This is a genomic window from Alloscardovia criceti DSM 17774, from assembly GCF_000376885.1.
GTDB classification, from domain to species: Bacteria; Actinomycetota; Actinomycetes; order Actinomycetales; family Bifidobacteriaceae; genus Alloscardovia; species Alloscardovia criceti.
The window spans coordinates 493249-516867 of sequence record NZ_AQXR01000011.1 but is presented as its reverse complement, the minus strand read 5'-3'; the positions used below and the strand labels follow the sequence as shown (position 1 = coordinate 516867).

The 23619-nt window shown below is 49.1% G+C and carries 21 protein-coding genes; 16 read left to right on the top strand and 5 right to left on the bottom strand.

Annotation, left to right across the window (positions count from 1 at the left end):
* Positions 1-39: 39 nt before the first annotated feature.
* Positions 40-423, bottom strand: coding sequence for a winged helix-turn-helix transcriptional regulator (locus D570_RS0107590; RefSeq protein WP_018143793.1), 384 nt, complete (start codon positions 421-423; stop codon positions 40-42).
* A 126-nt stretch (positions 424-549) separates the two neighbouring features.
* On the opposite strand from D570_RS0107590, the gene D570_RS0107585 reads away from it, so the two are divergent.
* A complete protein-coding gene (locus D570_RS0107585) occupies positions 550-1128 on the top strand; it encodes an NADPH-dependent F420 reductase (RefSeq protein ID WP_018143792.1) in 579 nt (192 codons plus the stop codon).
* Positions 1129-1242: 114 nt separating this feature from the next.
* Here the strand turns inward: D570_RS0107585 and D570_RS08795 are convergent, their stop codons facing one another.
* Positions 1243-2097, bottom strand: a complete 855-nt coding sequence (locus tag D570_RS08795) for an aldo/keto reductase (RefSeq protein WP_018143791.1) — start codon at positions 2095-2097, stop codon at positions 1243-1245.
* Positions 2098-2293: 196 nt separating this feature from the next.
* Between D570_RS08795 and D570_RS08790 the strand changes: the two genes are divergently transcribed.
* Together D570_RS08790 and D570_RS0107570 are read left to right on the top strand one after the other, a co-directional pair.
* A complete protein-coding gene (locus tag D570_RS08790; protein ID WP_169331239.1) occupies positions 2294-2815 on the top strand; it encodes a GNAT family N-acetyltransferase in 522 nt (173 codons plus the stop codon).
* A gap of 37 nt (positions 2816-2852) precedes the next feature.
* On the top strand, positions 2853-3476 hold the full coding sequence (locus tag D570_RS0107570) for a DUF1349 domain-containing protein (protein WP_018143789.1): 624 nt from the start codon (positions 2853-2855) through the stop codon (positions 3474-3476).
* A 33-nt stretch (positions 3477-3509) separates the two neighbouring features.
* Here D570_RS0107570 and D570_RS0107565 read toward each other — a convergent pair whose 3' ends face one another.
* A complete protein-coding gene (locus tag D570_RS0107565) occupies positions 3510-4046 on the bottom strand; it encodes a 5-formyltetrahydrofolate cyclo-ligase (RefSeq protein WP_018143788.1) in 537 nt (178 codons plus the stop codon).
* Between the two features lie 150 nt (positions 4047-4196).
* On the opposite strand from D570_RS0107565, the gene recQ reads away from it, so the two are divergent.
* The 3 genes from recQ to D570_RS08785 are packed head-to-tail and all read left to right on the top strand — an operon-like array spanning position 4197 to position 8443.
* The gene (recQ, locus tag D570_RS0107560) at positions 4197-5981 is read left to right on the top strand and encodes a DNA helicase RecQ (protein ID WP_018143787.1); all 1785 of its coding nucleotides are present in this window, start codon (positions 4197-4199) and stop codon (positions 5979-5981) included.
* Positions 5981-7321, top strand: a complete 1341-nt coding sequence (locus D570_RS0107555; protein WP_018143786.1) for an Nramp family divalent metal transporter — start codon at positions 5981-5983, stop codon at positions 7319-7321. The genes recQ and D570_RS0107555 overlap by 1 nt, the downstream gene beginning before the upstream one ends.
* A 9-nt stretch (positions 7322-7330) precedes the next feature.
* Positions 7331-8443, top strand: a complete 1113-nt coding sequence (locus D570_RS08785; protein ID WP_018143785.1) for a glycoside hydrolase family 5 protein — start codon at positions 7331-7333, stop codon at positions 8441-8443.
* Positions 8444-8500: 57 nt separating this feature from the next.
* Here the strand turns inward: D570_RS08785 and D570_RS0107545 are convergent, their stop codons facing one another.
* On the bottom strand, positions 8501-10855 hold the full coding sequence (locus D570_RS0107545) for a glycoside hydrolase family 3 N-terminal domain-containing protein (protein WP_018143784.1): 2355 nt from the start codon (positions 10853-10855) through the stop codon (positions 8501-8503).
* 198 nt (positions 10856-11053) lie between these two features.
* On the opposite strand from D570_RS0107545, the gene D570_RS0107540 reads away from it, so the two are divergent.
* From D570_RS0107540 to D570_RS0107520, 5 genes are all read left to right on the top strand, one after another.
* Entirely contained in the window at positions 11054-13531 is a 2478-nt protein-coding gene (locus tag D570_RS0107540) for an excinuclease ABC subunit UvrA (protein ID WP_018143783.1), read from the top strand.
* A 499-nt stretch (positions 13532-14030) separates the two neighbouring features.
* On the top strand, positions 14031-15236 hold the full coding sequence (gene trpB, locus D570_RS0107535) for a tryptophan synthase subunit beta (protein ID WP_018143782.1): 1206 nt from the start codon (positions 14031-14033) through the stop codon (positions 15234-15236).
* Positions 15237-15486: 250 nt separating this feature from the next.
* Positions 15487-15867 (top strand): TIGR04076 family protein, encoded by a 381-nt coding sequence (locus D570_RS0107530; protein ID WP_018143781.1) that lies wholly within the window; start codon positions 15487-15489, stop codon positions 15865-15867.
* On the top strand, positions 15864-16925 hold the full coding sequence (locus D570_RS0107525; RefSeq protein WP_018143780.1) for an aldo/keto reductase: 1062 nt from the start codon (positions 15864-15866) through the stop codon (positions 16923-16925). The genes D570_RS0107530 and D570_RS0107525 overlap by 4 nt, the downstream gene beginning before the upstream one ends.
* Positions 16926-16989: 64 nt before the next feature.
* A complete protein-coding gene (locus D570_RS0107520; protein WP_018143779.1) occupies positions 16990-18498 on the top strand; it encodes a Na+/H+ antiporter NhaC family protein in 1509 nt (502 codons plus the stop codon).
* 85 nt (positions 18499-18583) lie between these two features.
* On the opposite strand, the gene D570_RS0107515 is transcribed toward D570_RS0107520, so the two are convergent.
* Positions 18584-20050, bottom strand: a complete 1467-nt coding sequence (locus D570_RS0107515) for an alpha-amylase (protein ID WP_018143778.1) — start codon at positions 20048-20050, stop codon at positions 18584-18586.
* 286 nt (positions 20051-20336) lie between these two features.
* On the opposite strand from D570_RS0107515, the gene rlmH reads away from it, so the two are divergent.
* The 5 genes from rlmH (at position 20337) to D570_RS09765 (ending at position 23618) form a co-directional block, all read left to right on the top strand.
* Entirely contained in the window at positions 20337-20816 is a 480-nt protein-coding gene (gene rlmH / locus D570_RS0107510; RefSeq protein WP_018143777.1) for a 23S rRNA (pseudouridine(1915)-N(3))-methyltransferase RlmH, read from the top strand.
* Positions 20817-21006: 190 nt separating this feature from the next.
* On the top strand, positions 21007-22002 hold the full coding sequence (locus D570_RS08780; RefSeq protein WP_018143776.1) for an NAD(P)-dependent oxidoreductase: 996 nt from the start codon (positions 21007-21009) through the stop codon (positions 22000-22002).
* A gap of 118 nt (positions 22003-22120) precedes the next feature.
* A complete protein-coding gene (locus tag D570_RS0107500; protein WP_018143775.1) occupies positions 22121-22753 on the top strand; it encodes an MFS transporter in 633 nt (210 codons plus the stop codon).
* Positions 22754-22834: 81 nt separating this feature from the next.
* Positions 22835-23344, top strand: coding sequence for an MFS transporter (locus D570_RS0107495; RefSeq protein WP_018143774.1), 510 nt, complete (start codon positions 22835-22837; stop codon positions 23342-23344).
* A gap of 25 nt (positions 23345-23369) precedes the next feature.
* Entirely contained in the window at positions 23370-23618 is a 249-nt protein-coding gene (locus D570_RS09765; RefSeq protein ID WP_018143773.1) for a DUF1653 domain-containing protein, read from the top strand.
* The last annotated feature ends 1 nt before the right edge of the window (position 23619 follow it).

Below are 23619 nucleotides of genomic sequence, written 5' to 3'. Positions count from 1 at the left end.
GAAGGAAGCGAGGATGACATGTATTATCCTCGCTTCCTTTTATTCCGCGTGCTTAGGCATATCTTCCTGAGGCATATTGTCTAATGCCTTGTAGATAGCGGTAAAAAGCTCATTGGCCTGGTTGGCCATAATTTTTCCGGGTTCGGTGAGTGAATACACAGGAGTATCAGGATCACAGGTGCGCGAAACCAGTTTATCGTCCACCAATAAGACCAACGTTTGGGAGAGCATGCGGTCGCTAATGCCCTCGATTTCATGACGTAACTCGCCAAAGCGTAAGGGTTTTGCTAAAAGGGCAGAAAGTACAAGAATACTCCATCGGCGTGTCGCATCTGTGAGTAATTTTCTGGATGGACATTCAACGGCAAAAACGTTGTAATTCTGCGGGTTCTCATATGGGGTAGTGTTGCTCATTTTTGTCATGTGCTCTATCTTAGCGCATTTTTCGATTTGACACTAACAAATAATTAGTACTAACATAAGATTATCACTTACAAAAAGTAAGCGCACGGTATTGATAAAATCCACATCAGCACAAGGAGAGTCACAATGACAACAGCAACAATTTTCGGTAAGGGAAACATGGGCCAGGCAATTTCCAGTGTTTTCGCGAAGGCAAACGTAGACACTCAGACGGTAGATGCGTCCACACCTGCAGGCACACAAATTAATGGCGACATTGTCGTGCTCGCTGTGCCTTACCCAGCATTGGCTGAGATTGCACGCAATTACGGTGAGCAGCTTGCGGGCAAGATTGTCGTAGATATCACAAATCCTCTGGACTTCTCTACTTTCGACTCCTTGGTAGTCCCAGCTGACGGTTCAGCAGCAGCACAATTGCAGGAGCTTCTTCCAGAAGCAAAGGTGCTTAAGGCTTTCAATACGAACTTTGCAGCTACACTGTCCTCGGGCAAGGTAGGCGAGAATACTACTGTTGTACAGATTGCCGGTGATGATGACGATGCAAAGAAGACTTTGGCGGATGTGGTCAAGGCGGCAGGTCTGGATGCTATCGATGCAGGTTCATTGAAGCGTGCACGCGAGCTGGAAGCTTTCGGATTCTTGCAGCTTGCTTTGGCTGTGCAGGAAAAGATTAGCTTCACGGGTGGTTACACCATCAACCGCTAAGCGGTAACGCGTGCTCTGCAATACGCGCGCACTTTTTCATTTAGCTTAGGTTCATTCAATTCAGGGAGGACATGCATTGCATGCCCTCCCTTTGTGTATGCGTAGCTACGCAGTTTAATCTTGGTTATCGAAATTCGTACGCAAGAATTTCATAAAATACAAAGCAAATCGCGGCAAACGCATAAACGGCTTATTCTTGTCTAACTGAGCAATATTTGCCATATCTGCCTCACTCAATGCAAAGTCAAAGATATTCATGTTGCTTTCTATATGTGCCGTATTGCTCGAACCCGGGATGACAATATGTCCCATTTGCACATGCCAACGCAGAATGATCTGAACTACACTTTTGTCATACTTCTGAGCGAGTGCGTGAAAAATCGGTTCGGCTAAGAGGTCTTTGTTTGCTGAACCGAGCGGATACCACGCCTCGATTGCAATGCCGTGCTGGCGCATGAAGGCCTTGAGTTCGCTCTGCTGCGCATAGGGATGGCATTCAATTTGATTGACAGCTGGTGGGATCTTTGCGCTGTCCAGCAATTTCTGCACGTCTGTAATGTTGAAATTAGAAACGCCGATACTTCTGATTTTTCCATCCGCTACGGCTTCCTCTAAGGCCTTCCATGCACCGGCAATGTCTCCCGCAGGCTGGTGGAGTAATACTAAGTCGAGGTAATCGACCTGTAAACGCTTGAGTGATGTATCAATCGCTTTGCGAGCTTTGTCATAGCGAAACTCAGAAGGCCACATTTTCGTCGTCAGAAAAATAGATTCTCGATTGAGCTGCGAGCCGTGTATTGCACGTCCCACGGCCTTCTCGTTCATATAAATATTGGCCGTATCAATGAGACGATAGTCGTGTGCCAGCGCAAAGCTCACAGATTTTTCCGCCTGCTCTGGAGAGAGGAGGTAAGTGCCGATGCCTAATTGTGGAATACTTTTGCCATTATTGAGAGTAACTGTATTCATATTTATCCTTTTTATGCCACTCATTCCTCATTATGGCACAGGCGCAGAGTGCGATGCATAGCATTCGCGACGAACTCAAGCAAGGGGTTTCGCATTTTGCGCGGCATTTCCTAGTATGGAAAGCATACAAGCAAACTTACAAAGGAGCGGGTATGTCGCTGTTACCCGAAAACTCCTAAAATCTGAAAGAGATGATATGTATATCAACCAATTATCGCAGCAGTTTTCCGTACGCTTGTTACAGCCTCGAGATGCTCATCAGATATACGAGATTGGGCTAGGAAATCCGCAATTCTTTCTCTATGGTTCAGCAGATCTGAGTCCCGAGCACTTGTGGGACGAATTGCAGGAGATTCCACCAGATAAAACTGCCGAAGATAAGTATGTAATTGGCTACTTTGAAGGCTCCACGATGGTGGCATTCGTGGACCTGCTCGTGTCGTATCCAGATGAGGACTCAGCATATATAGGATTTTTCATGGTGAATGCTGCATACAGCGGCAAGGGTATAGGCAGTTCCTTGATAAGCCAACTCAAAGAAGAGCTGAGAAAAGACGGTTTAATGCGGGTGGAATTGGCGTATCTCGAGGGCAATGAGCAAAGCCGGGCATTTTGGACGAAGTGTGGGTTTACTCCGTTTGGACAGCTTGTCGAAATCGCTCAAGGCACAGTGGTGCGTATGCAATGTAGGTTGGAAGACCCCTCACGAACTGAGTAAAATACACAATTACATGTGACATTTCGGGAGGTAAATAATGAAGACACAGTGGTCTCCACAATGTTCTCCACAGTGGTCTCCAGATGTGCTCGAATGGACCAGAGAGCCTCAGCAGTCCCTGGTCAGTGCGCAGAGAATTGAAATCCGCACGGAGCCAGGCACAGATTTATGGCAGCGCACGTACTATCATTTCCAAAATGACAATGCCCCCGTGCTTCAGATGAGCACAGATGAACCCTTCTTTTCCTTCACCGTAAAAACGGAGTTCTCCGATAGTCATCACCGTTTTGACCAGTGCGGTGTCGTGGCGTATATGGATAGTGAGAACTGGATGAAGGCGTCAATTGAATATGAAAATGACGAGTTTCAGCATCTCGGCTCGGTTATTACCAATCATGGTTACTCAGATTGGGCAACCACGGAAATTCCGGTCAGCCAAAAGTCTATGTGGTATCGCTTGAGCAGGCGCGAATCCGATTATTGCTTCGAATGCTCCGAAGACGGCATAAAATTCCAGCAAATGCGAATATGCCACTTTTATGCAGGGGCTGGAACCATTAAATTTGGCGTCTACGCCTGCAGTCCGGGTGATTCTTCCTTTAACGCCGTATTTACGCACATGGAAGTCGGCGAATGTCAGTGGAAGGCACACCAAGGCTAGGATTTCACCTTTCCTAAAGGTATACGGTAGAAACTAGTTTGACTCGCTGATGACGGCTTGTACAGGAATGTCATAGGCATCAGCATCAAAATGGACGAGCTGAAAACCGTAGACTGTGCTGAGGGTGTGTGCAGAAAAATTCGCGAGAAATCTGTCATAATATCCGGCACCATAGCCGATACGATGATGCGTGGAATTGACTGCGAGCGCGGGCACATGCACGAGATCAATGTCCTCTCTGGCCACGGGTTCGCTATCCAACGTCGGCTCTTCGATGCCGAAGTGGCTGAGCTCCAGATGCTGCGGATCGTAGATATAAAACTGCATGCGACCCTGGGCGAAGCTGCGGGGGATGGCTATCTTCTTGCCGTCAGAGAGTGCCTGTGCAATGAAGGGTTTTGTATTGAATTCGTGCTCCATGGACATATACGTGGCAATCGTATGCGCGGATGCGTACCACGGATGTGCGAGGAGTTGAGATAGCAACGCGTGGTCTAGCTGAGCCTTGGTTTCACGGTTGAGAGATTTCATTTCTGTCAGGAGGGTTTGCCGAAGCGTTGCTTTGCTCATGGTTGTTATTCTAAAAACAGTATCGTGTCTTGTGCAAGCTTGCCTTCCCTCTGTCCCTAGTCAGCGTGCGTGCGAGTCGTGCCCTGCGAAATATTGGATGAAACATAGCCCGCCTAGTGTAGGTTGTATACGGGAATGGTGAGGTGACGAATGCGCAGCAAAGAAGACATTCTTCGCGAGGTGTATGGGTATGGCTCATTTCGCGAGGGACAGGCAGAGATTATCGATGACATTGTGGCAGGCAAAGATGTGCTTGCGATTATGCCAACCTCTGCAGGCAAGTCTTTATGCTATCAAATTCCTGCATTGATGATGCCAGGCATAACGCTGGTGATTTCGCCGCTTATTTCTTTGATGAAGGACCAAGTAGATTCTTTGCAAGTCAATGGTATCGAGGCTCGCGGTCTGCATGGAAATTTGAGCAGCGATGCCATGGCTGAAACCTTCCACGCCATCGAGCGTGGCGCAGTAAAAATACTGTATGTCGCACCTGAACGCTTGGAATCCCAAAATTTTAGACGACTCATCGCTAGTCTGGATATCAGCCTGATAGCGGTGGATGAGGCCCATTGTATTTCCCAGTGGGGTCATGATTTTCGCACCAGTTATCGCAATATTCTTTCGTTTATCCACACTTTTCCTGCACGCCCGCGCATTGCGGCGTTTACAGGCACCGCCACGCCGGAGGTTCAGCGTGATATCGTGGAGCAGCTGAGCATGCCGGACGAGCACCGTGAATATGTGCTGAGCTTTAATCGTCCAAACTTGTATTTCGCGGTAGAAGAGCCGCGCGATCGCTATGCGCGCATGCGAGATATACTCCAGCCGGAAGAAAGCTCGGTGGTGTATTGCAGGACGCGAAAAGACGTGGAAAAAATTGCAGAAAAACTCGAGGCAGATGGCTTAAGTGTAGGGTTTTATCACGCGGGTTTGGATGCACAGGAGCGTACGAAAATTCAGGAAGATTTTCAGTACGGCAACATCGACATTATGGTGGCCACCAATGCGTTCGGCATGGGTATTGATAAGGCCGATGTGCGTCAAGTCATTCATTACGGCATATCCAATAGTTTGGAAGCGTACTACCAAGAAGCAGGTCGTGCGGGTCGCGATGGTGAAAAAAGTCGTTGCACCTTGTTTTACAGTGCTTCTGATGTGATGTCCGCTTTGCATATGGTGGAGGAGAGCCATAATCCTTTGGCTTCGCGCAAGCTTAGAGCAATGATTCGTTATGCTCAAACTTCTCAATGTTTGCGCAAAAACATCTTGGCATATTTTGGAGAAGATTTGGCGGAGGACTGTCAGGACTGTTCAAATTGTCTTCATGCAGGGCCGACGGTGGATATTACGCAAGAAAGCCTGAAGATTCTTTCCTGTGTGTACAGAATTTTTGAGCACGTGCACTATAACGTGGGTATGGGTAAGGTTGCGGCTATTCTCAAAGGGAGAAATACGGCGGATTTGCGTGATAAGGGATTTGATCAGATTTCCACCTATGGTTTGCTCAAAGATATGGATGAAAGTCTTATCAAAAAGTACATTCAGATTTTGATTGCAGACGATTATTTGGCTGTCGATCCGCAGTATGCCAGTATCAGCTTGACGCGGCTGGGTTTCGAGTTTTGTAGGCATCCGCATCCCATTATTACCCGGCCTCGTCGTACTTCGAAAGTGCGAAGTACAAGTGCTGTGGATAGCACTGTTGATTATCCTGCAGACTTATTTGAACGCTTACGCGCAAAAAGACTCGAGCTGGCACGTGAACAGAGCATTGCACCCTTTATGGTTTTTGCAGATAAGACCCTCAAACAATGCGCCGCACAGCAGCCACTCAATTATGAGGAATTTCTTCAATTATCTGGAGTTGGGCATAAGAAGGCAGATCAGTATGCTGATATTTTCATCACCATTATCAAACAATGGAAGGAACAGTGATGAGCGGTAAAAAGCCGAAAAAATTATCACTGTCTGAAGTCAACCAAAGCATCGAAGTGCCACAAAGCACGTCCTTTTGGAAAAACTTCTATGCTTTCCTTGGCCCAGGTGCGCTTGTAGCTGTGGGGTATATGGATCCAGGCAACTGGATTACCAGCGTTGTGGGCGGCGCTACCTTCAAATATGCGCTGCTCAGTGTGGTGCTACTGTCCTCGTTGGTAGCGATGCAATTACAGCATATGTCCGGCAAGCTCGGCATGGTCACGCATCAGGATTTGGCTCAGCACATAGCCGAGCGCTCGCCTCGATGGTTGAGGTGGATTCTCTTCGTCATTATTGAGCTGGCACTGGTAGCCACGGATTTGGCGGAGGTTCTCGGCTCGGCCATTGCCTTACACTTGCTTTTTGGCATTCCGCTGCTCGTGGCCATTATTATTACGGTACTGGATGTCGTGGTGCTCCTGGGCTTGATGCATTTAGGCTTCAGAAAAATCGAAGCCGTCGTCTCCGTACTGATTTTGACCATTGTCGCAATTTTTGGCTATCTCGTGCAGATTTCCGGTCCGGACGTGGCTGCCATCATGTGGGGATATGTACCCACACCCCAGAGTTTTCTTGAATCTGGCGATGCTACAGCCATGCTGACCTTAAGCTTGGGCATTATCGGCGCAACGGTGATGCCGCATAATTTATACCTTCATTCGTCCATCGTGCAAACGAGAAAAGTAGATAGAAGCTCCGAGCGCGAACTCGATAATGCGGTACGTTTTATGACCTGGGATTCCAACGTGCAGTTGAGCATTGCTTTTGTGGTGAATTCGTTGCTGCTGATTCTTGGTGCTAGCGTTTTTTATGGTCATGCGCAAGACGTGACGGCTTTCGAGCAGATGTACAATGCGCTGGCAGACCCTCAAATTGCGGGCGTGGTGGCCAGTAAACTCGTCGCTACCTTATTTGCTGTGGCCTTGCTGGCGAGCGGACAAAATTCCACAATTACTGGCACCTTAACGGGCCAAATCGTGCTGGAAGGTTTTCTCCATATCAAGGCTCCGCAATGGCTTATTCGTCTCGGCACGCGCATGGTGACGCTCGTACCGGTGGTGATTGTGGCCGTGATTACCCATTCGCAAGAGCACAGTCTGGACGAGCTCATCGTATACTCGCAAGTGTTCTTGTCCTTGGCATTGCCTTTCTCCATTTTCCCGTTGATTTATTTCACGTCGAAAAAATCCATTATGGGCAAATATGCCAATGCCCGATGGAATACAATAATGGGATACGTGGTAGCTACGGTGTTGACTGTGCTCAACCTGCAGCTCATATGGTCCGTACTGGTATAAGTGGTGACAATGCTTCAGGGTGTGAATTTAGGAAATTGGCTCGTCCTCGAAAAATGGATGGATGCTACGCCCTTTGTGGGCACTCCTGCCGAGGATGAAGTGTGGCTCAATCGCGATCTGAGCCTAGATGAGCGTGTACACCGCATGACGGCTCACCGAGACAGCTATATCACGGAAGAAGATTTTGATACGCTGGCTCGGGCGGGGATTACCGTGCTGCGTCTGCCCGTACCGTATTTCGTTTTTGGAGATCGCACGCCTTTTATCGGGTGCGTTGAATACGTGGATAAGGCTTTTGAATGGGCAAGCGCGCGATCCATGCAGATTTTGCTGGATCTGCATACAGTGCCAGGAAGTCAAAATGGTTTTGACAATGGTGGATTATCCGGCGTAGTGCGCTGGCATCATACAGAGTCGGAGATAGTCTTCGCCTTGGGCGTGCTTGAAAGGCTGGGACGCCGTTACGGCAAACACAAAGCGCTCTACGGCATAGAAGTGCTCAACGAGCCCGCCAGTCGGAGCATCTTTCGTGCCAACAAGAAACGGTATCCTGCACGGCGTCCCGAAGAAGCCGAAGGCTCTACGCATGTGCCGATTGCGTTTTTGCTGAGATTCTACAAAGCTGCCTATAAACGCCTGCGAGCCGTTATCGATGACGATAAATTGATTGTATTTCACGATGGTTTTCGCCTGATGCATTGGCTGCCAATAATTCCTACCGAGCTGCGGCATATGCGCAATATTGCTTTTGACACCCACGTGTACTACACCACAGTAGAGCAGTCCTTGCCGAGATTTATACAGACATTCCTCGATAAGCAGCAGTTGCGACCGGGCCTCTACACGCTTATGAATGCTATCCAGATACTGCGCATGCGTATGATACGCCTAACTGGAGCGGGCGTCATCGTGGGCGAGTGGTGTGCAGAAAATGAACAAAGCAAAAAAGACGGCACCTCTGGGCGAGACTTCTTCGATTATCAATTACACGCATTCCAGCAAGCGGGCGTGCTCGCCGAGTTTATGTGGAGTTACCAACAAGAACGCAATCCAGAGCGGAGGAAAGGTCTTACGCATTCTTGGAAGCGCTTTTGGGATTGGAGAGCGCTACACGAGGTATAACATAAGGGCTTTGCAGCTGGAATTGCTGCAAAGCCCTTATGAGATATCACTCAGAAATTAATCCTGCACAGCAAATACCGCGCGCTTCAAATCTTCCCTGCGTGAGGAATGACCCAGCAAAATTTCAAACTCGCCATTTTCTACGATGCGGTGAGCCTGAGCATCCACGATAGAGCAATCGGATACAGGAATTTCAAAATCAACGCGCACAGTTTCGCCCGGATTGATGCTGACGCGCTTGAATGCCTTCAGTTCACGGTCGGTCCAGCTCACAGACGTGACAATATCGCCAATATACGCCTGAACGATTTCCACACCTGGACGCTCTCCCGTGTTTGTGACGTCAATATGCGCATGAACCACGGACTGTTTCTTGTACACCGGAATAGTAGCTCCCTCGGTGTCCGTTGGCATAGTCCATGTGCTGCCTTGATAGTCTTCCGTGCTGATCTGAGTGCCATCCGCATCCGTCAGCTCCACCTCACCATACGTAAAGTTGGTATACGCCAAACCCTCACCAAAGGCAAAAGCAGGATCCTGCGTCAAATCCGCATAACGGTCACCGTGCTGACCGCGAATCTGGTTGTAATACACAGGCAACTGACCAGCATGACGAGGGAAGGTAATAGGCAAACGACCCGATGGTTCGACCATGCCATATACGATCTCAGCAATGGCTTGGCCACCCTTCATACCAGGGCTTGGAGCCCAGAGTAACGCATTTGCATTCAGGGCGCTTTCTGGCAGTACCTGAGGCTTACTGGACATCAGCACCACCACGGTTGGCGTGCCCGTAGCCGTGACAGCGTCGATGAGCGCATTTTGACCGCCGAGCAGCTCCAATGTAGCAGTTGAGCAGCCTTCGCCGATGAGCTGCATCACATCACCCACGACGACTACTGCCACATCGCTGTTTTGCGCATTGCGCACCGCCTCGTCGATGAGCTTCTGATCAATAGGCGCGCTCACGCCCACATAAGGGCGAGGCTGACCATCTGGATAGAATTCACCTGCGGGATCTGGGCGCAGCTCCACAATATGAGCGCCTTCCGCGGTGGACAAGGTCCAGCCCGCTGGAAGAGCCTGTTTGAAACCGTCTTTAATCGTGGTAATCTTTTCACGTGGATGGCCATCTGGCATCCAGGTCACCTGACCGGAATTGCCTGCCCAGTCGCCTAGCTGCGTTTGAGCATCATCGATTAGTGGTCCGATTAATGCAATACTCTTCGCAGCTGTACGGTCATCTTTTTGCAATGGCAAGGTTCCATCGTTTCTGAGCAAGGCCACACTTTCACGCGCCAGCTCCAGATTCGCCTGTGCATGCTGAGCATTGCCGATAACCGTGCGAGCCTTGTCTGCATCTGGCAAACGCGGATCTTCAAACAGTCCTAGACGGAATTTCAGAGCCAAAATGCGACCTACTGGGCCATCTAATTCTTTCTCCTCGAGTAGTCCGGACTGGACCGCTTCGTAGGCTGCTTCGAAGAATTCAGGGGAAGTCATAATGAGGTCATTTCCGGCGCGCACGGCGGCTACAGCGGCTTGCACAGGATTCTTCAGGACACGTTGCTCCCACACCAGACGGCTCACATTCGCCCAGTCCGTAATCAGTGTGCCCTTGTAGCCCCATTCATCGCGCAGCACGTCGTTGAGCAACCACTTGTTGATGGTAATAGGCATACCTTCAATGGATTCGTACCCCAGCATGAAGGTGCCTACGCCTTCCTGAGCCACACGTTTAAATGGTGGCAGGAACCAAGAGGCGAGCTTACGGTGAGACAAATCTGCCTCGGAGGCATCGCGGCCGCCCTGCGTTTCCGAATAACCCGCAAAATGCTTAGCTGTCGCCAAGATAGCATCTTTGCCCAATGGCCGTGTGCTCTCCACCGCATTGCCACCCTGATAGCCACGCACCATAGCGCTGGCCAGCTCGCCTATAAGAAATGGATCTTCACCAAAAGTTTCGCCCACGCGTCCCCAGCGCGTATCGCGCGCAATGCATAGCACAGGGGAGAAGGTCCACTGCACACCCGTTGTGACAGCCTCATGAGCCGTAATACGAGCCGCATGCTCAATTTTCTCCGTATCCCAGCTCACCGCCATGCCTAACTGCTCTGGGAAAATAGTGGCTCCCGGATAGAACGAATAGCCGTGAATTAAATCATCACCCACGAGCATAGGAATGCGTAAGCGGGTCTGCTGTACGAGCTTATTGGCACGCGGAAGATCCTCTGGAGACGTGTGCAAAATCGAGCCTGCAAACTTCTCCAGAATTATTTCATCGAGATTTTGTCGCGCATCCAGTTGCAACATTTGCCCGATTTTCTCCTGCAAAGTCATGCGAGAAAGCAAATCTGCTACACGCTCGTCTACTGGTAAATTCTTATCCCAGTACGCTTCATTCTGAGTCATTTAAGTCCTCTCTGTCTTAAATGTGAGGAGCAAGCGCCCCATTCATGTGCCATTATATGCGGATGTGTGGCAAAGGCGAGGAACGTGTTGTGACGTGTGACGGCGTTTATATCCAGTTTCAGCTACGCGGTAAGGTGTGCGCTTATAGCACTGCCAGCCTTTTATAATGGCTAAGAGAGCAAGCTGTAAGAGGTTCATATGGTTGATAAAATTCTTATCCGCGGCGCACGTGTGCACAATTTGAAAAATATAGATTTGGATATTCCATTGAATAAAATTGTGGGCATTGCGGGCGTATCTGGATCTGGGAAATCTTCCGTAGCCTTGGGCATCCTCTACGCCGAAGGCTCGCGGCGCTATCTGGAAGCCCTGTCCACCTACACGAGACGGCGCATGACGCAAGCTTCTCAGGCTGAAGTCGATGAAGTGTTATACGTTCCAGCGGCTTTAGCCCTGCATCAACGTCCTGCTGTACCGGGCATCCGTAGCACGTTTGGTACAGGGACGGAGCTACTCAATAGTCTGCGCCTCATGTTTTCACGGCTCGCATATCATCGCTGTCCCCAAGGGCATTATGTCGAGCCAACCCTGGCGGTAGCTGCTGGTCAAGCACTAGTCTGCCCGGAGTGTGGTTCGCGTTTCTATGCTCCGTCTGCAGAAGAATTAGCCTTCAATTCTCAAGGTGCATGCGAAGGATGCGGCGGCACAGGCATGGTCCGTACGGTAAATATTGACACCTTAGTGCCAGACGAGAATCTAAGCATCGACGAAGGTGCCGTAGCACCGTGGAATAGCCTGATGTGGTCTATCATGACCGATGTTTGCCGCGAAATGGGCGTGCGCACAGATGTGCCCTTCAAAGACCTCACAGACAAAGAAAAAGACATCGTCTACCACGGTCCGGCCGAGAAAAAGCATATTCTGTACCATTCCAAGAAAACGAATCAAGCGGGGGAACTAGATTTCACCTACTTCAATGCAATCTACACCGTCGAAAATGCTCTCTCTAAAGCGAAAGATGAGAAGGGTATGAAGCGTGTAGAAAAATTCCTCAAGGAAGAAACCTGCCCGCAGTGCGGTGGCACACGTCTGTCTCCCCGCGCTCGCGCTCCACGAGTGCGCGGAATTTCTTTGAGCGAGGCCTGCACGATGACTCTGGGGAGCCTGTGTGACTGGGTGCGCGGTGTGCCAGCGAGTTTGCCTGAAGAGATGCGCAGCATGGCTCAGGCTATTTGCGAGTCTTTTGAAAATACGGCTCGGCGGCTGATGGATTTGGGTTTAAGCTATATCAGTCTGGACCGCAGTTCTTCGACGCTTTCGACGGGTGAGCGTCAGCGTATGCAGCTGGCGCGTGCCGTACGCAACCGCACAACGGGAGTATTGTACGTGCTCGATGAACCGTCCATTGGTTTACATCCCTCCAATATTGTGGGATTAACCGCGGTCATGCGCGATTTGATTCAGGATGGCAATAGTGTCGTTTTGGTGGATCATGATACTCAGATCCTCAAAGAAGCCGACTGGCTCGTGGAAATGGGGCCGGAAGCGGGTGCTCGTGGCGGTTGCGTCATAGCACAGGGGCGCGTAAGTGACGTTGCACGCGACAAAAATTCTCTGATTGGTGAGTTTCTCGCGGATAAGCCTGCCACTCGCATACGCACAGAAATTCCGCAAGATGAGCTCTTTTCTCACGGTCGTATTCATCTGTCTACCTCAGCTATCCACACGGTGAAACCTTTGGACATCTACCTTCCCAAGGGACGGCTCAGTGTGGTCACCGGTGTATCTGGCTCGGGTAAAACCACCATGCTACTGGAGAGCCTTGTGCCGGCAGTAGAAGCGATGACAAACCATACGTCGATGCCTCAGCACATTCAATCGCTTGGGGCAGAAGGCATTGAGCATATCAAACTCATCGATGCCACACCGATTGGTATCAATGTGCGCTCGACTGTGGCCACATATGCTGGTGTCCACGATGCTTTACGTAGGCTCTTTGCCCGTTCAGACGATGCCCAGAATACAGGCCTCAAAGCAAAGGATTTTTCCTATAACACCGGCTCTTTGAGATGCCCGGAGTGTGATGGTACGGGCGTGATCAATCTGGATGTGCAATTTTTGCCGGATGTTACGGTATCCTGTCCACTGTGTCAGGGTTCCCGGTATGCGCAAGAAGCCTACGATGTGAAATTATTCAACTCATCTGGTGCACGTTTTTCTCTGCCTGAGCTGATGGCCATGGATGTGAACACGGCATTAGAATTTTGTAGGAAAATGCCAAGTGTGAGCTCTAAACTGCACACACTTCAAAATCTGGGCTTAGGGTATTTAACTTTGGGTGAGCAGACGCCGGCATTATCGGGTGGGGAAGCACAACGACTGAAGTTGTCCAGTGAAATTGGCAAAACTCAGACAGATTCTATTTTTGTATTTGACGAGCCTTCAATCGGTTTACACCCACTGGATATACGTGTACTTTTAAGCGTTTTTCAGTCGTTGATTGAGCATGGAGCAACGGTCGTGGTGATCGAGCATGATTTGGATATCATTCGAAATGCGGACTATGTCATCGATATGGGTCCGGGCGGTGGAGAAGAAGGTGGACGCATTGTAGCTACTGGAACACCTGAAGACATTCAGCGCAATCCAGCAAGTATAACGGGTCGTTATTTATAAGAACTATACAAATTTATTGTAAGTGAAGATACGATAATTTTTAGCGGAAGCAGGATTGTCCACGATATGACACGCCGATATTTCAATTTCTCATGCCGTGTGTTACCTTCAAACCAATAGCTTGAAATCTTAAACACGAAAGGAGCATGACATGCGTAATCTGTCCCACGACGTTTTGCAACTCAATGCATGGCGTAGCTGGCGTGCTTGGCGCACCTGGCAGGGATAGATTGCATGTATGTGCTTTCACATAGATGCAACTCAATGCACAAGCTTGTATCTATGTGAGACCTTTCTCATCAACGGCTACGCACATCACCATAAGTTTTAGTAGCCTTACGGAAATCTCATCTAGATACACCTAGATGAGATTTTTTGTATTCTCACGCGAATAATCCACAAAAACCGACGTCCCACACTCGAAAGGATCGCACAATGAAGCGATGGCGTATTTTGTCAGCCCAAGAAATGTGACAAAACAACAAAGAAAGACGAAAAAATGGACAACAAGAACAATGGATACTTCGGACAATTCGGTGGCAGCTTCGTTCCAGAACCAATTCAACAGCTGCTCGATGAGCTAGAAAACGTTTTTAATAAGTATAAAGATGATCCGGAATTCATCGCAGAATACCATAGCTATCTCAAAGACTATGCCGGCCGCGAAACACCACTCTATTATGCGGAATCACTGAGCAATCGCCTCGGCGGCGCAAAAATCTATCTCAAACGCGAAGATCTCAACCATCTAGGTTCCCACAAATTAAATAATGTTCTTGGTCAAATCCTACTGGCAAAACGCATGGGCAAAACCCGCGTTATCGCAGAAACGGGCGCAGGCCAGCATGGTGTAGCAACGGCCGCAGCAGCAGCACGATTTGGCATGAAATGCGATATTTACATGGGCGCAGTCGATGTCGAACGCCAAAAACTCAATGTATTTAGAATGGAACTCATGGGAGCCACCGTCCACGCCGTAGAGGAGGGCACTGCTACCCTGAAAAATGCGGTGGATGCCGCATTCGGCGCATGGATGAATGATTTAGATGCTTTTTATGTATTAGGCTCCGCAGTGGGTCCACATCCATATCCAAGCATCGTCCACGAATTCCAAAAAATTATTTCCGTAGAATCCCGCCGTCAAATTCTCGACAAAGGGGGCCGTCTGCCCGATGCGGTCATCGCCTGTGTAGGTGGCGGATCTAACGCAATCGGCGCCTTTAGCGAATACATTGCGGATGAAGACGTTCACCTCATCGGCGTTGAAGCCACGGGTAAAGGCTTAGATACCGATCAGCACGCGGCCACGTTGGAAAAGGGCACCATCGGCATCATCGATGGTATGAAAACCTACGCCCTCTTCAAAGACAATGGCGATGTGGCAGAGGTGTATTCCATTTCCGCAGGCCTCGACTATCCAGGCATCGGCCCAGAGCACTCCTTCCTTAAGGATTCCGGCCGCGTAGAATACACAGGTGCAACGGATGACGAAGCTGTCAACGCCTTGATCACCTTGTCCAAAACGGAGGGAATTTTGCCGGCTATCGAAAGCTCACATGCGCTGGCAGAAGCCATCAAGCGCGCTCCACAGATGGACAAAGACAGGATCATCATCGTCAATGTCTCCGGCCGTGGAGATAAGGACGTGCAATCCGTCATGAAGTATCTCGAAGAACATCCTCAGGCGGATGCACTCAACAATTAATACGTGCGTTTTACCTCGGTAAGGCGCATACCGTGAGAGAAAATCTATCGTTAGTTCGCAAATTCACACACAAACCGCGATAGATTTTCACCTCACGGTGGAGGAAAAGTAACTTAGCCTGCAGAGCGAAACCAAGCACCCGTTTGGTCTTCGCATACCCGAGTCACTATCTGCAGGCGAGGCTTTTTCAACTCACATATTCTTGCACATCATACTGTTCCCACACCACGCGTGACATCAAAGGACGAGCATGACAGCCCAAGCATTTGAACTCTACACGCTTAAAGTTGAAGTCGTAGACACCGGACGCCCCTTCGTATGCTCCCATCAAGTGGGAGATTACTTCATCGTCGAGGGAGAAAACCTCATTTTCGAGCACACGCACGCCTTTTCTCTGTATGCACTCGCAGCATTATTACCCCTTTTACCCGCTAAACAGCGACCACTTCAACACGCCGATTGGATGCTTTCCGACAGCATCATCGCCTGCCCGGATCCACACTGCGGCGCAGCATTCAAAATCACACGCATAGGCACACACACATTCCAGCACGATGAGGTGACGGCCGTACCCATCACAGTAAACACGGAAAACACAGATAATACCCAAAACAAGGACACAGCCCAATGAAAAGAACAGAACTGACACCCGGATACTCCATCTCCCGAGTCCTCAACGGGCTGTGGCAGCTCTCCGACGGGCACACACTGCACGGACAGCTCGATATCGATGACGTAAAATACGCCTTCGCACAATTAGTCGATCACGGTTTCACCACCTTCGACCTTGCTGATATATATGGGCCAGCCGAAAACGTCCTCGGCGAATTCCTTGCCGACATTTCCTCAGCCGACTCAAGCAAAAAAGACAGCATTCAAATACACGAAAAATACGTACCCGACTACAAGATACTCACAACCGTACAATTTAGCGATACAGAACGCATTATCGACAGAAGCCTGAAAAAGCTCGGCCGCGACTATATCGACCTCATCCAATACCACTGGTGGGATTACGATATCAACCGTTATATAGAAGTCGCCCAAAACCTCGTCAAACTCCAAGAAAAAGGCAAAATCCGCCACATTGGCGTAACCAACTTTGACACCGCTCACCTCAAACAACTCGTCGACGCCGGCATCCCCGTTATCTCCTGCCAAAGCCAATACTCGTTATTGGATCGCAGAGTAGAGAAAGCCATGATCGAGTACGGCAAACAAGCCCACATCGCGCAAATCTGCTATGGCACACTCGCAGGTGGTTACTTCACGGACAAGTACCGTGCAACAAGCAGCGCTGAAGCCCAACCGCCACTGACCCCGCAAACGCGCTCGCAGGTCAAATATGCTCAAATTATTGATGCCACGGTAGGTGAGCAAGGCTACAGAAAAATGCTGGACCTCTTGCACGATATTGCCCGCAAACAGAACACATCTATCGCTCAGATTGCTTCGCGGTACATTCTCGAAAAAGAGGGTGTAGCTGCAGTCATCATCGGCATTAGAAATTCCCGCCACGTAGACGACAATGCAAAAATCTTCGACTTTGAGCTGAGCCATGAAGATATCGCCAGCATCGATCACTTCCTTTCGACATATTCAACTGTCGAAGGAGAACCCTACGAGCTGGAACGCGATCCGCACTCCATTTTTAGATCCATTATCCGCATGAACGAAGCAGAAAAATAGGCACCAGAAAACCACAAACTCTGCAACACACCACACATCCACTTACCCTCGAGAAGGACATTCCATGCAGACAGAGAAGAAATCTACGGACACAGCGTCCCCTCATACAGCATCCACTTCCGAAGCCTCCGAAATCCTTGAATTTTATGGAGGCAAGGCTATGGCATGTTTGCCGGTCGTGCTGTTCCTTATCGCCTGTGTCGAATTTTTCATCGTGCTCAAGGCCTTTGACATGACCGCACTGGCCGCAGCAGCCCTCATCGCCTTGATGGTGACAGCACTATGTGTAAAAAAAGCCTCACGCCAGAATTTCTGGAAAGCAGTGTATGACGGCGCACGCGAAGCAGTGCCCATCGTCGTGCTACTTTTAGTGATTGGCATTTTTGCCCAATTGATTAAACTGTCGAATTTGTCTGGCGGCTTCGTATGGATTGCGCAGAATTTACATGTCATCGGCGGACTATTTACAGCTTTAACCTTCCTCTTTGTCTGCATTATCGCCACTGCTACAGGCTCATCTTTGGGCACCATGTTTACATGCTTCCCGATTTTCTATCCAGCAGGAGTATTACTGGGCGCAGACCCCGCTTTCTTGGCGGCGGCTATCGTCGGTGGGGGCATTTTTGGTGATAATCTTGCACCGATTTCCGATACGACCATTATTTCCACATCCACTCAGCATTACACCACGAAGGCAGGCAATGCAGACGTTGGAGGAGCCGTGCGCTCGCGCTTTAAGTACTCCGCCGTGGCGGGCATCCTCGCATTCATTATTTTAGCCCTTTTCTCGGGTGGTTCTACAAGTGATAATTCGACCGCATTAAGCCAAGCACAAGCCAATCCACAGTCCCTCTACATGCTCATTGCCGTTGCCATTATGCTGGGTGTGGCCATCGCATTCCACGATATTTATTTGTCTATTACCATCGGCATCATATGTGCGCTGGCTATTGGCCTTGCAACCGGCCTGGTGCAGACTACGGATATTATCAGCGTTGAAGACGGCACAATTACGGGCTTTATAGCCGATGGCGTATCGGGCATGACCGGCACGGTTATCCTCGTCCTGAGCGTATACGGTATTATGGGCGTACTCCACAAAGCAGGCATTCTCGACCTTGTACTGAATCGACTGTATCAGTCGAAGATGGCGACAACTGCGCGCGGCACTGAAATAATCATGATGTGCGGTACCACGCTGACCACGCTCCTCTTTGGCGGCGTCACTTCCGCATCCATGACGACTTTCGGCAAAATTCACAATGAACTCGGACAACGTGCAGGTCTGCATCCGTACCGCCGGGCGAATCTGCTGGATGGTTTTGCCAATGGCATCGCCTTGTGTGTGCCCTTCCTCAGCGTATTCGTCTTTTTGGGTGCACAGCTGAGCCAAGGCTACGAGAATGTGGCCGCGGTCTCAGTGCTGGACCTGAGCACACACATGATTTATCCGTTCCTTCTCTTTGCCGTATTGCTCTTCTCTGTGCTGACGGGATGGGGAAGAACCTTCGAAGGAGAAAACGGGCAAGAACTCAGGCAGGCTGTGCCGGCACCGCACGTGCTCTATCAATAAACAGAGCTGAGCATACAGTTGTGGCTGCAATTCCAATAAAGGAGTTGCAGCCACAGCTCTATATGTTATTTCTTATAAACCAAAATTAGCTGTGCTCTTCGTTATACTTTTCAAAAACCTGAGTTTGCGTCCACCATGCAGCACTGCCGCCTGGCACAGGGAAGAGTCCAAAACCTTCGTCGTCTATGTCCACGGTATCTTCTGGATTATTCCAATTGATATATGTCTGTCCGGCTTCGCTTTCACCCACAAACATACGTTCCTCAGATGCATCGCCAGAGGAGAGTAACACAGCAAGAGGGAAAGGATGATCCTCGTCCCCACGACGTACCCAACCAATCATGTGCTCGTTGGTGAAATATTCGTCCTGCTCACCATAGGCCAGATGCGTGCGCAAATACATCATTTTTTCCAAAGACTCGCGGATGCCCGGGTATTTCATGGTTGGAATGCCAGCATAATCGCCCCAAAATACGCAAGGATAACCATCACGGCGCAGTAAGATCAGACTATACGCCAAATCCTTAAACCAGTCATCAATCCAACTTTCCAAAGCCTCACCCGGCTGAGTATCGTGGTTATCCACAAAGGTAACCGCACTCATAGGATATTCTTGCACCAACGAGCCATCAAAAATGGTGCGCAAATCGTACTCAGGATCCAAGGAAGCCTGTGAAAGGTTGAAATGTAAAGGCACATCAAAAAGATCGACCTTATAATTCGTATTATCCAGATAATGGCTAATGGTGCCTTCATCATCCTTCCAATACTCTCCAACGAAATAAAAATCCGGCTTTTCGGCCATGATATCCGCGGATAAGTGATCGATAAAATCGGAGGACATATGTTTGAGCGCATCAAAGCGGAAGCCATCCACCCCAATCTCATCAATCATAAAATGCGTGACGCGCATCAACTCATCGAGCACATCGGGATGGCTGTGATCTATGTCCGCGTTCATTAAATAGTCAAAATTACCGTATTCATCATCCGTATTTGCGGCCCAATACTTGCCATCGCCCAGAATTCTGAAAATGGCCTTGGTCTTCGTTAAATCATCGTAATCTACGCCCGTAAAATGGTTAAAATTCCATTCGAATTGAGAGTATTTTCCATGACGTCCAGGGAAGGTGAATTTGGTCCACCCCTCGATATTATGAGCTTCACTGATATCTTCGGTGCGGTCATCAGCATTGACCATAACAGCTTCAAATAGCTCGGTCTCGTCTGCCCCACCTTTATGGTTAAAAACCATATCTGCGTAAACTTTGACATTATTTTTATGAAAAGCACGGATACATTCTTCTAATTCCGCACGTGTACCATATTTTGTCGGGATAGAACCCTTTTGGTCAAATTCGCCCAAATCCCAGAAATCATAATTTCCGTAACCCACATCCGTGCCAGACGTGCCTTTACCTGCCGGCGGCATCCAAATACCGGTAAAACCCAGAGAAGCTAAATGGTCAGCCGCCTTTGTCAGGCACTGATAATGTTTATGGTCTGCAGGAGTATTCCATTCGAAAGCTTGAAGCATAACCCCATTTTCCATATGTTTTCCTTCCATTTATTTCAAGATCACACGTGAGTGGAGGTTAGTCCGTTACACATAATATTCATGAAGCTGGGAATGAGCTGAAAATAAAGCGAAAAATACTATGAACTTGATAACATTCTGCTAAGAATCGTCCGTAGAGCATAGTCGTAACCCTGTCTTGAGTTCCCTGATGTTCTTGGATATATAACCCTTGATATATCCACCGGATAGGAGCGATAAACGGTACTCTAAACCCAGCACTAGTATACTCTATGATGCTGAGGCACCTTTGAGGAATGAAATGAAGATTAAAATTATTTGTGTCGGTAAGCTGAAAGAAAAATATTGGACACAAGCCATAGCTGAGTACGCCAAAAGGCTGCACGCATACTGCAATTTTGACATTATCGAAGTTGCCGATGAAAAAACACCCGATAATGCGAGTGCTAAAGAAGAAGCAATCATTCTGGAGAAAGAGGGCGCACGCATTTTGGATAAAATTGTGCGCGATGACTATGTAGTGGCTTTGGCTATTGAAGGCAAACTCGTCACTAGTGAAGACTTAGCTGAGAAAATCAATGACTGTGCATTGCGTGGAGACAGCAAAATCGCCTTCATTATCGGTGGCTCGTTGGGACTTGCACCGGAGGTAAAAGCTCGTGCTCAGGCACTCATATCCTTTGGGCGTATTACATTGCCACACCAACTGGCTCGCGTAGTGCTGAGCGAACAAATTTATCGTTCCTTTAGAATTATTCATCATCAGGCGTATCACAAATAGTGTGGCCCGTAAGTGGCACTGGACAGGCTTGAGAAGTGTACCGATAAACATCCACAAAACACATGGGGCAGTTCCGTCATAAACCCGTTTCATAATAGAGGTGCAAGACGTAGGAAATATGGTTCTGCGCAGATGGCGCTACGTAGAAAACAGTGTGAAATTGAGCAACTAAGCTCAGGTGAGGATGACGATGAACACTCCAATTATTATCGGCGTAATTATTCCCTTGGATGATAAGGATTTATCTGTGCTAGCCTCCAAATCAGGCATTGAATTGCGCACCTTCATCCCACATGCTCATGCACAGGAAGTTCACCCCGTGTCCACGGTGGAATTAGATCCGCGAGAGCTGGCGGAATGTGATGTACTCATTGGGTGGAATGCGGCGGTTCTTGAGGCTGTTAAATTGCCCGAATCGCGCATTGCATGGATTCAATTGTGGAGTGCTGGTGCGGATTATGTGCCAAAGGACCAATTCCGGGACAGGTCAGTAGTTATTACCACGGGCAGTGGGAGCAATTCTCAAAATATCGCGCAGCAAGTTCTGGCATATATGCTGATGTTTGTGCGTCAGCTGCATCAGCATACGCGTTACGCGGCTCAGCATACGTGGAAACTCGTCGGTGGATGGACCGAGCTTACGGAAAAGCGTTTGCTTGTGCTCGGCACCGGCGAAATTGGTAGGGAAGTAGCTCGCCTTGCGCACGCCTTTGGCATGACCACGGTAGGTATTAATCATAACGGACACAAGGCGGAGCATTTTGATGAGGTACATGCCACCGGTCATGGTACGCAAGCCCTCGCGCAGGCAGATTTCGTGGTTAATGCGCTGCCGCTGACACGAGAAACTGAAAACAGTGTGGATAAAGATTTCTTTGCCCACATGAAAAGTAGTGCCTACTACATCAATGTGGGCCGTGGTAAAAGCACCGTACAGAGTGACCTTGTGGATGCGTTGAAAAACAATAGCATCGCGGGTGCTGCTTTGGATGTTTTCGAAGAGGAACCCTTGGATACAGATAATATTATGTGGACTCTAGATAATGTCATCATTACGCCGCATACGGCCGGCTATAGCGATTTATATGCCCAGCGCGTGTTGCAGGCATTTCTTGCTAATCTTGACTCGTTTGTGATGAACGGTGCTCCGGATAAGCATGTGTTTAACTTTGCGCGGGAGTATTAGAGCGCGGTTCTGTAGGGGGATTGCTCAGTAACCCTGTTCAGAAGAACGGTGTTCTGTTTCATCACAACCGGCGGGTACATGGCACAGACGTGTCTAAATGGGGAGAGTTAAGAAGACGATGAGGACAAAACGCGCGCAATTTCGTAAGACCTTCGTACATGAGCGTAGCATTATTGCGATTTTTCTCGTGCTCATCGGTGCCATTATGCGCGCACCGATTGTCGTTTTGCCCTTATATGTCGAGCCGATGGCTCAGGAAATGCATCGAAATCCTGGCAATTTCGGCATTGTTACCAGTCTGCCTCTGCTCATGTTTGTACTGTTCTCTTCATTTGTGTCCAGCATTGTGGAAAAGCTCGGATTGACAAAAACCTTGCGCATAGGGTCGATTGTGCTCTTCATCGGTTGCTTGCTGAGAGTCGCCATGACATGGGAAACCCTGCTTGTGGGCACGGCCTTAGTGGGCGCGGGCATTGCCATCCTCAATATTTGCATGCCTACCGTGGTATCCGAAAAATTCAGCGATAAGCCGGGCATTTTCACCACTGCGTACTCCGCTGCCATGGTGGTGGGGGCTATCGTGCTTGTTACGCTTTCGCCTCTTATGTCTAAGCTTTTTGGCTGGCATAGTATGCTCTGGATTATGGTGCTGATGGCGGGCATTCCTATGCTTCTCACCTTTGTGCTCCCTGACATGCTGGTATCGGGTTCACAGGAGCCGAGAAAACATGCAAAGTTGAGATTCCTCTAGGATCAACGCACCTGGCTTTTTATAGGCATGTTTGGCGGTCAATCGTTCTTGAGCTATACCCTGAGCGCATGGATTCCTAGTATGGTAGCTGCGGCGTCGGTGTCGCCGATGCATTATTCCATCATTATGGTGGTCTTTAATTTCATTGGTCTTCCGGTATCCATGATTATCCCTTTTTTCGTGGCGCGTACCAGGCGCAGATATCACGTGCTCTATCTTGCTGGTATTACGAGCATTCAGCTCATTGTCATCGTGCTGTTTCGATTCCACGCCGTTTTGGGCACCTCGTACTGGTATCTCTTCTCCATCGTATCCTGCATTTTCTTCACCTCGCTGTTTGTGATGGTGCTGACTTTTTACCCAATAAAGACCTTAACTTCGGCAGATACGGCGGATATTTCCGGCATTTCTCAGTCGGCCGGGTATTTCATCGCTTCGCTAGGTCCGGTATTGTATGGTTCGATGTATGGCGATGGTGTGCCAACGCTGTCCTTCGCGTGGGCCATGGCTGGCGTGGTCATTTTCAACGCGTGGTGTGCGTGGCAAGTGATCCGACTGAATAAATTTGGTTTAAGCACTCTTCAAGCATAGACAGGCATAGAAGCGGAGGTTTTCCATGGGCGAGGTGGTTCGTACACTCCAACTGCACAGCGTGTACAAACATTTTAAGGGCAACTATTATTACGTGGAAGCTGTGGCACGTGATAGTGAAACCGAAGGCTCACTGGTTATTTACCGGAAATTGTACGGAGATAGGACGTTGTGGGCGAGACCTGTGGAGATGTTTTTATCCCCGGTCGATAAGCACAAGTACCCGGATGTAGAGCAGACCTATCGATTTGAAGAAGTCCCTTTCGGCGACTAAA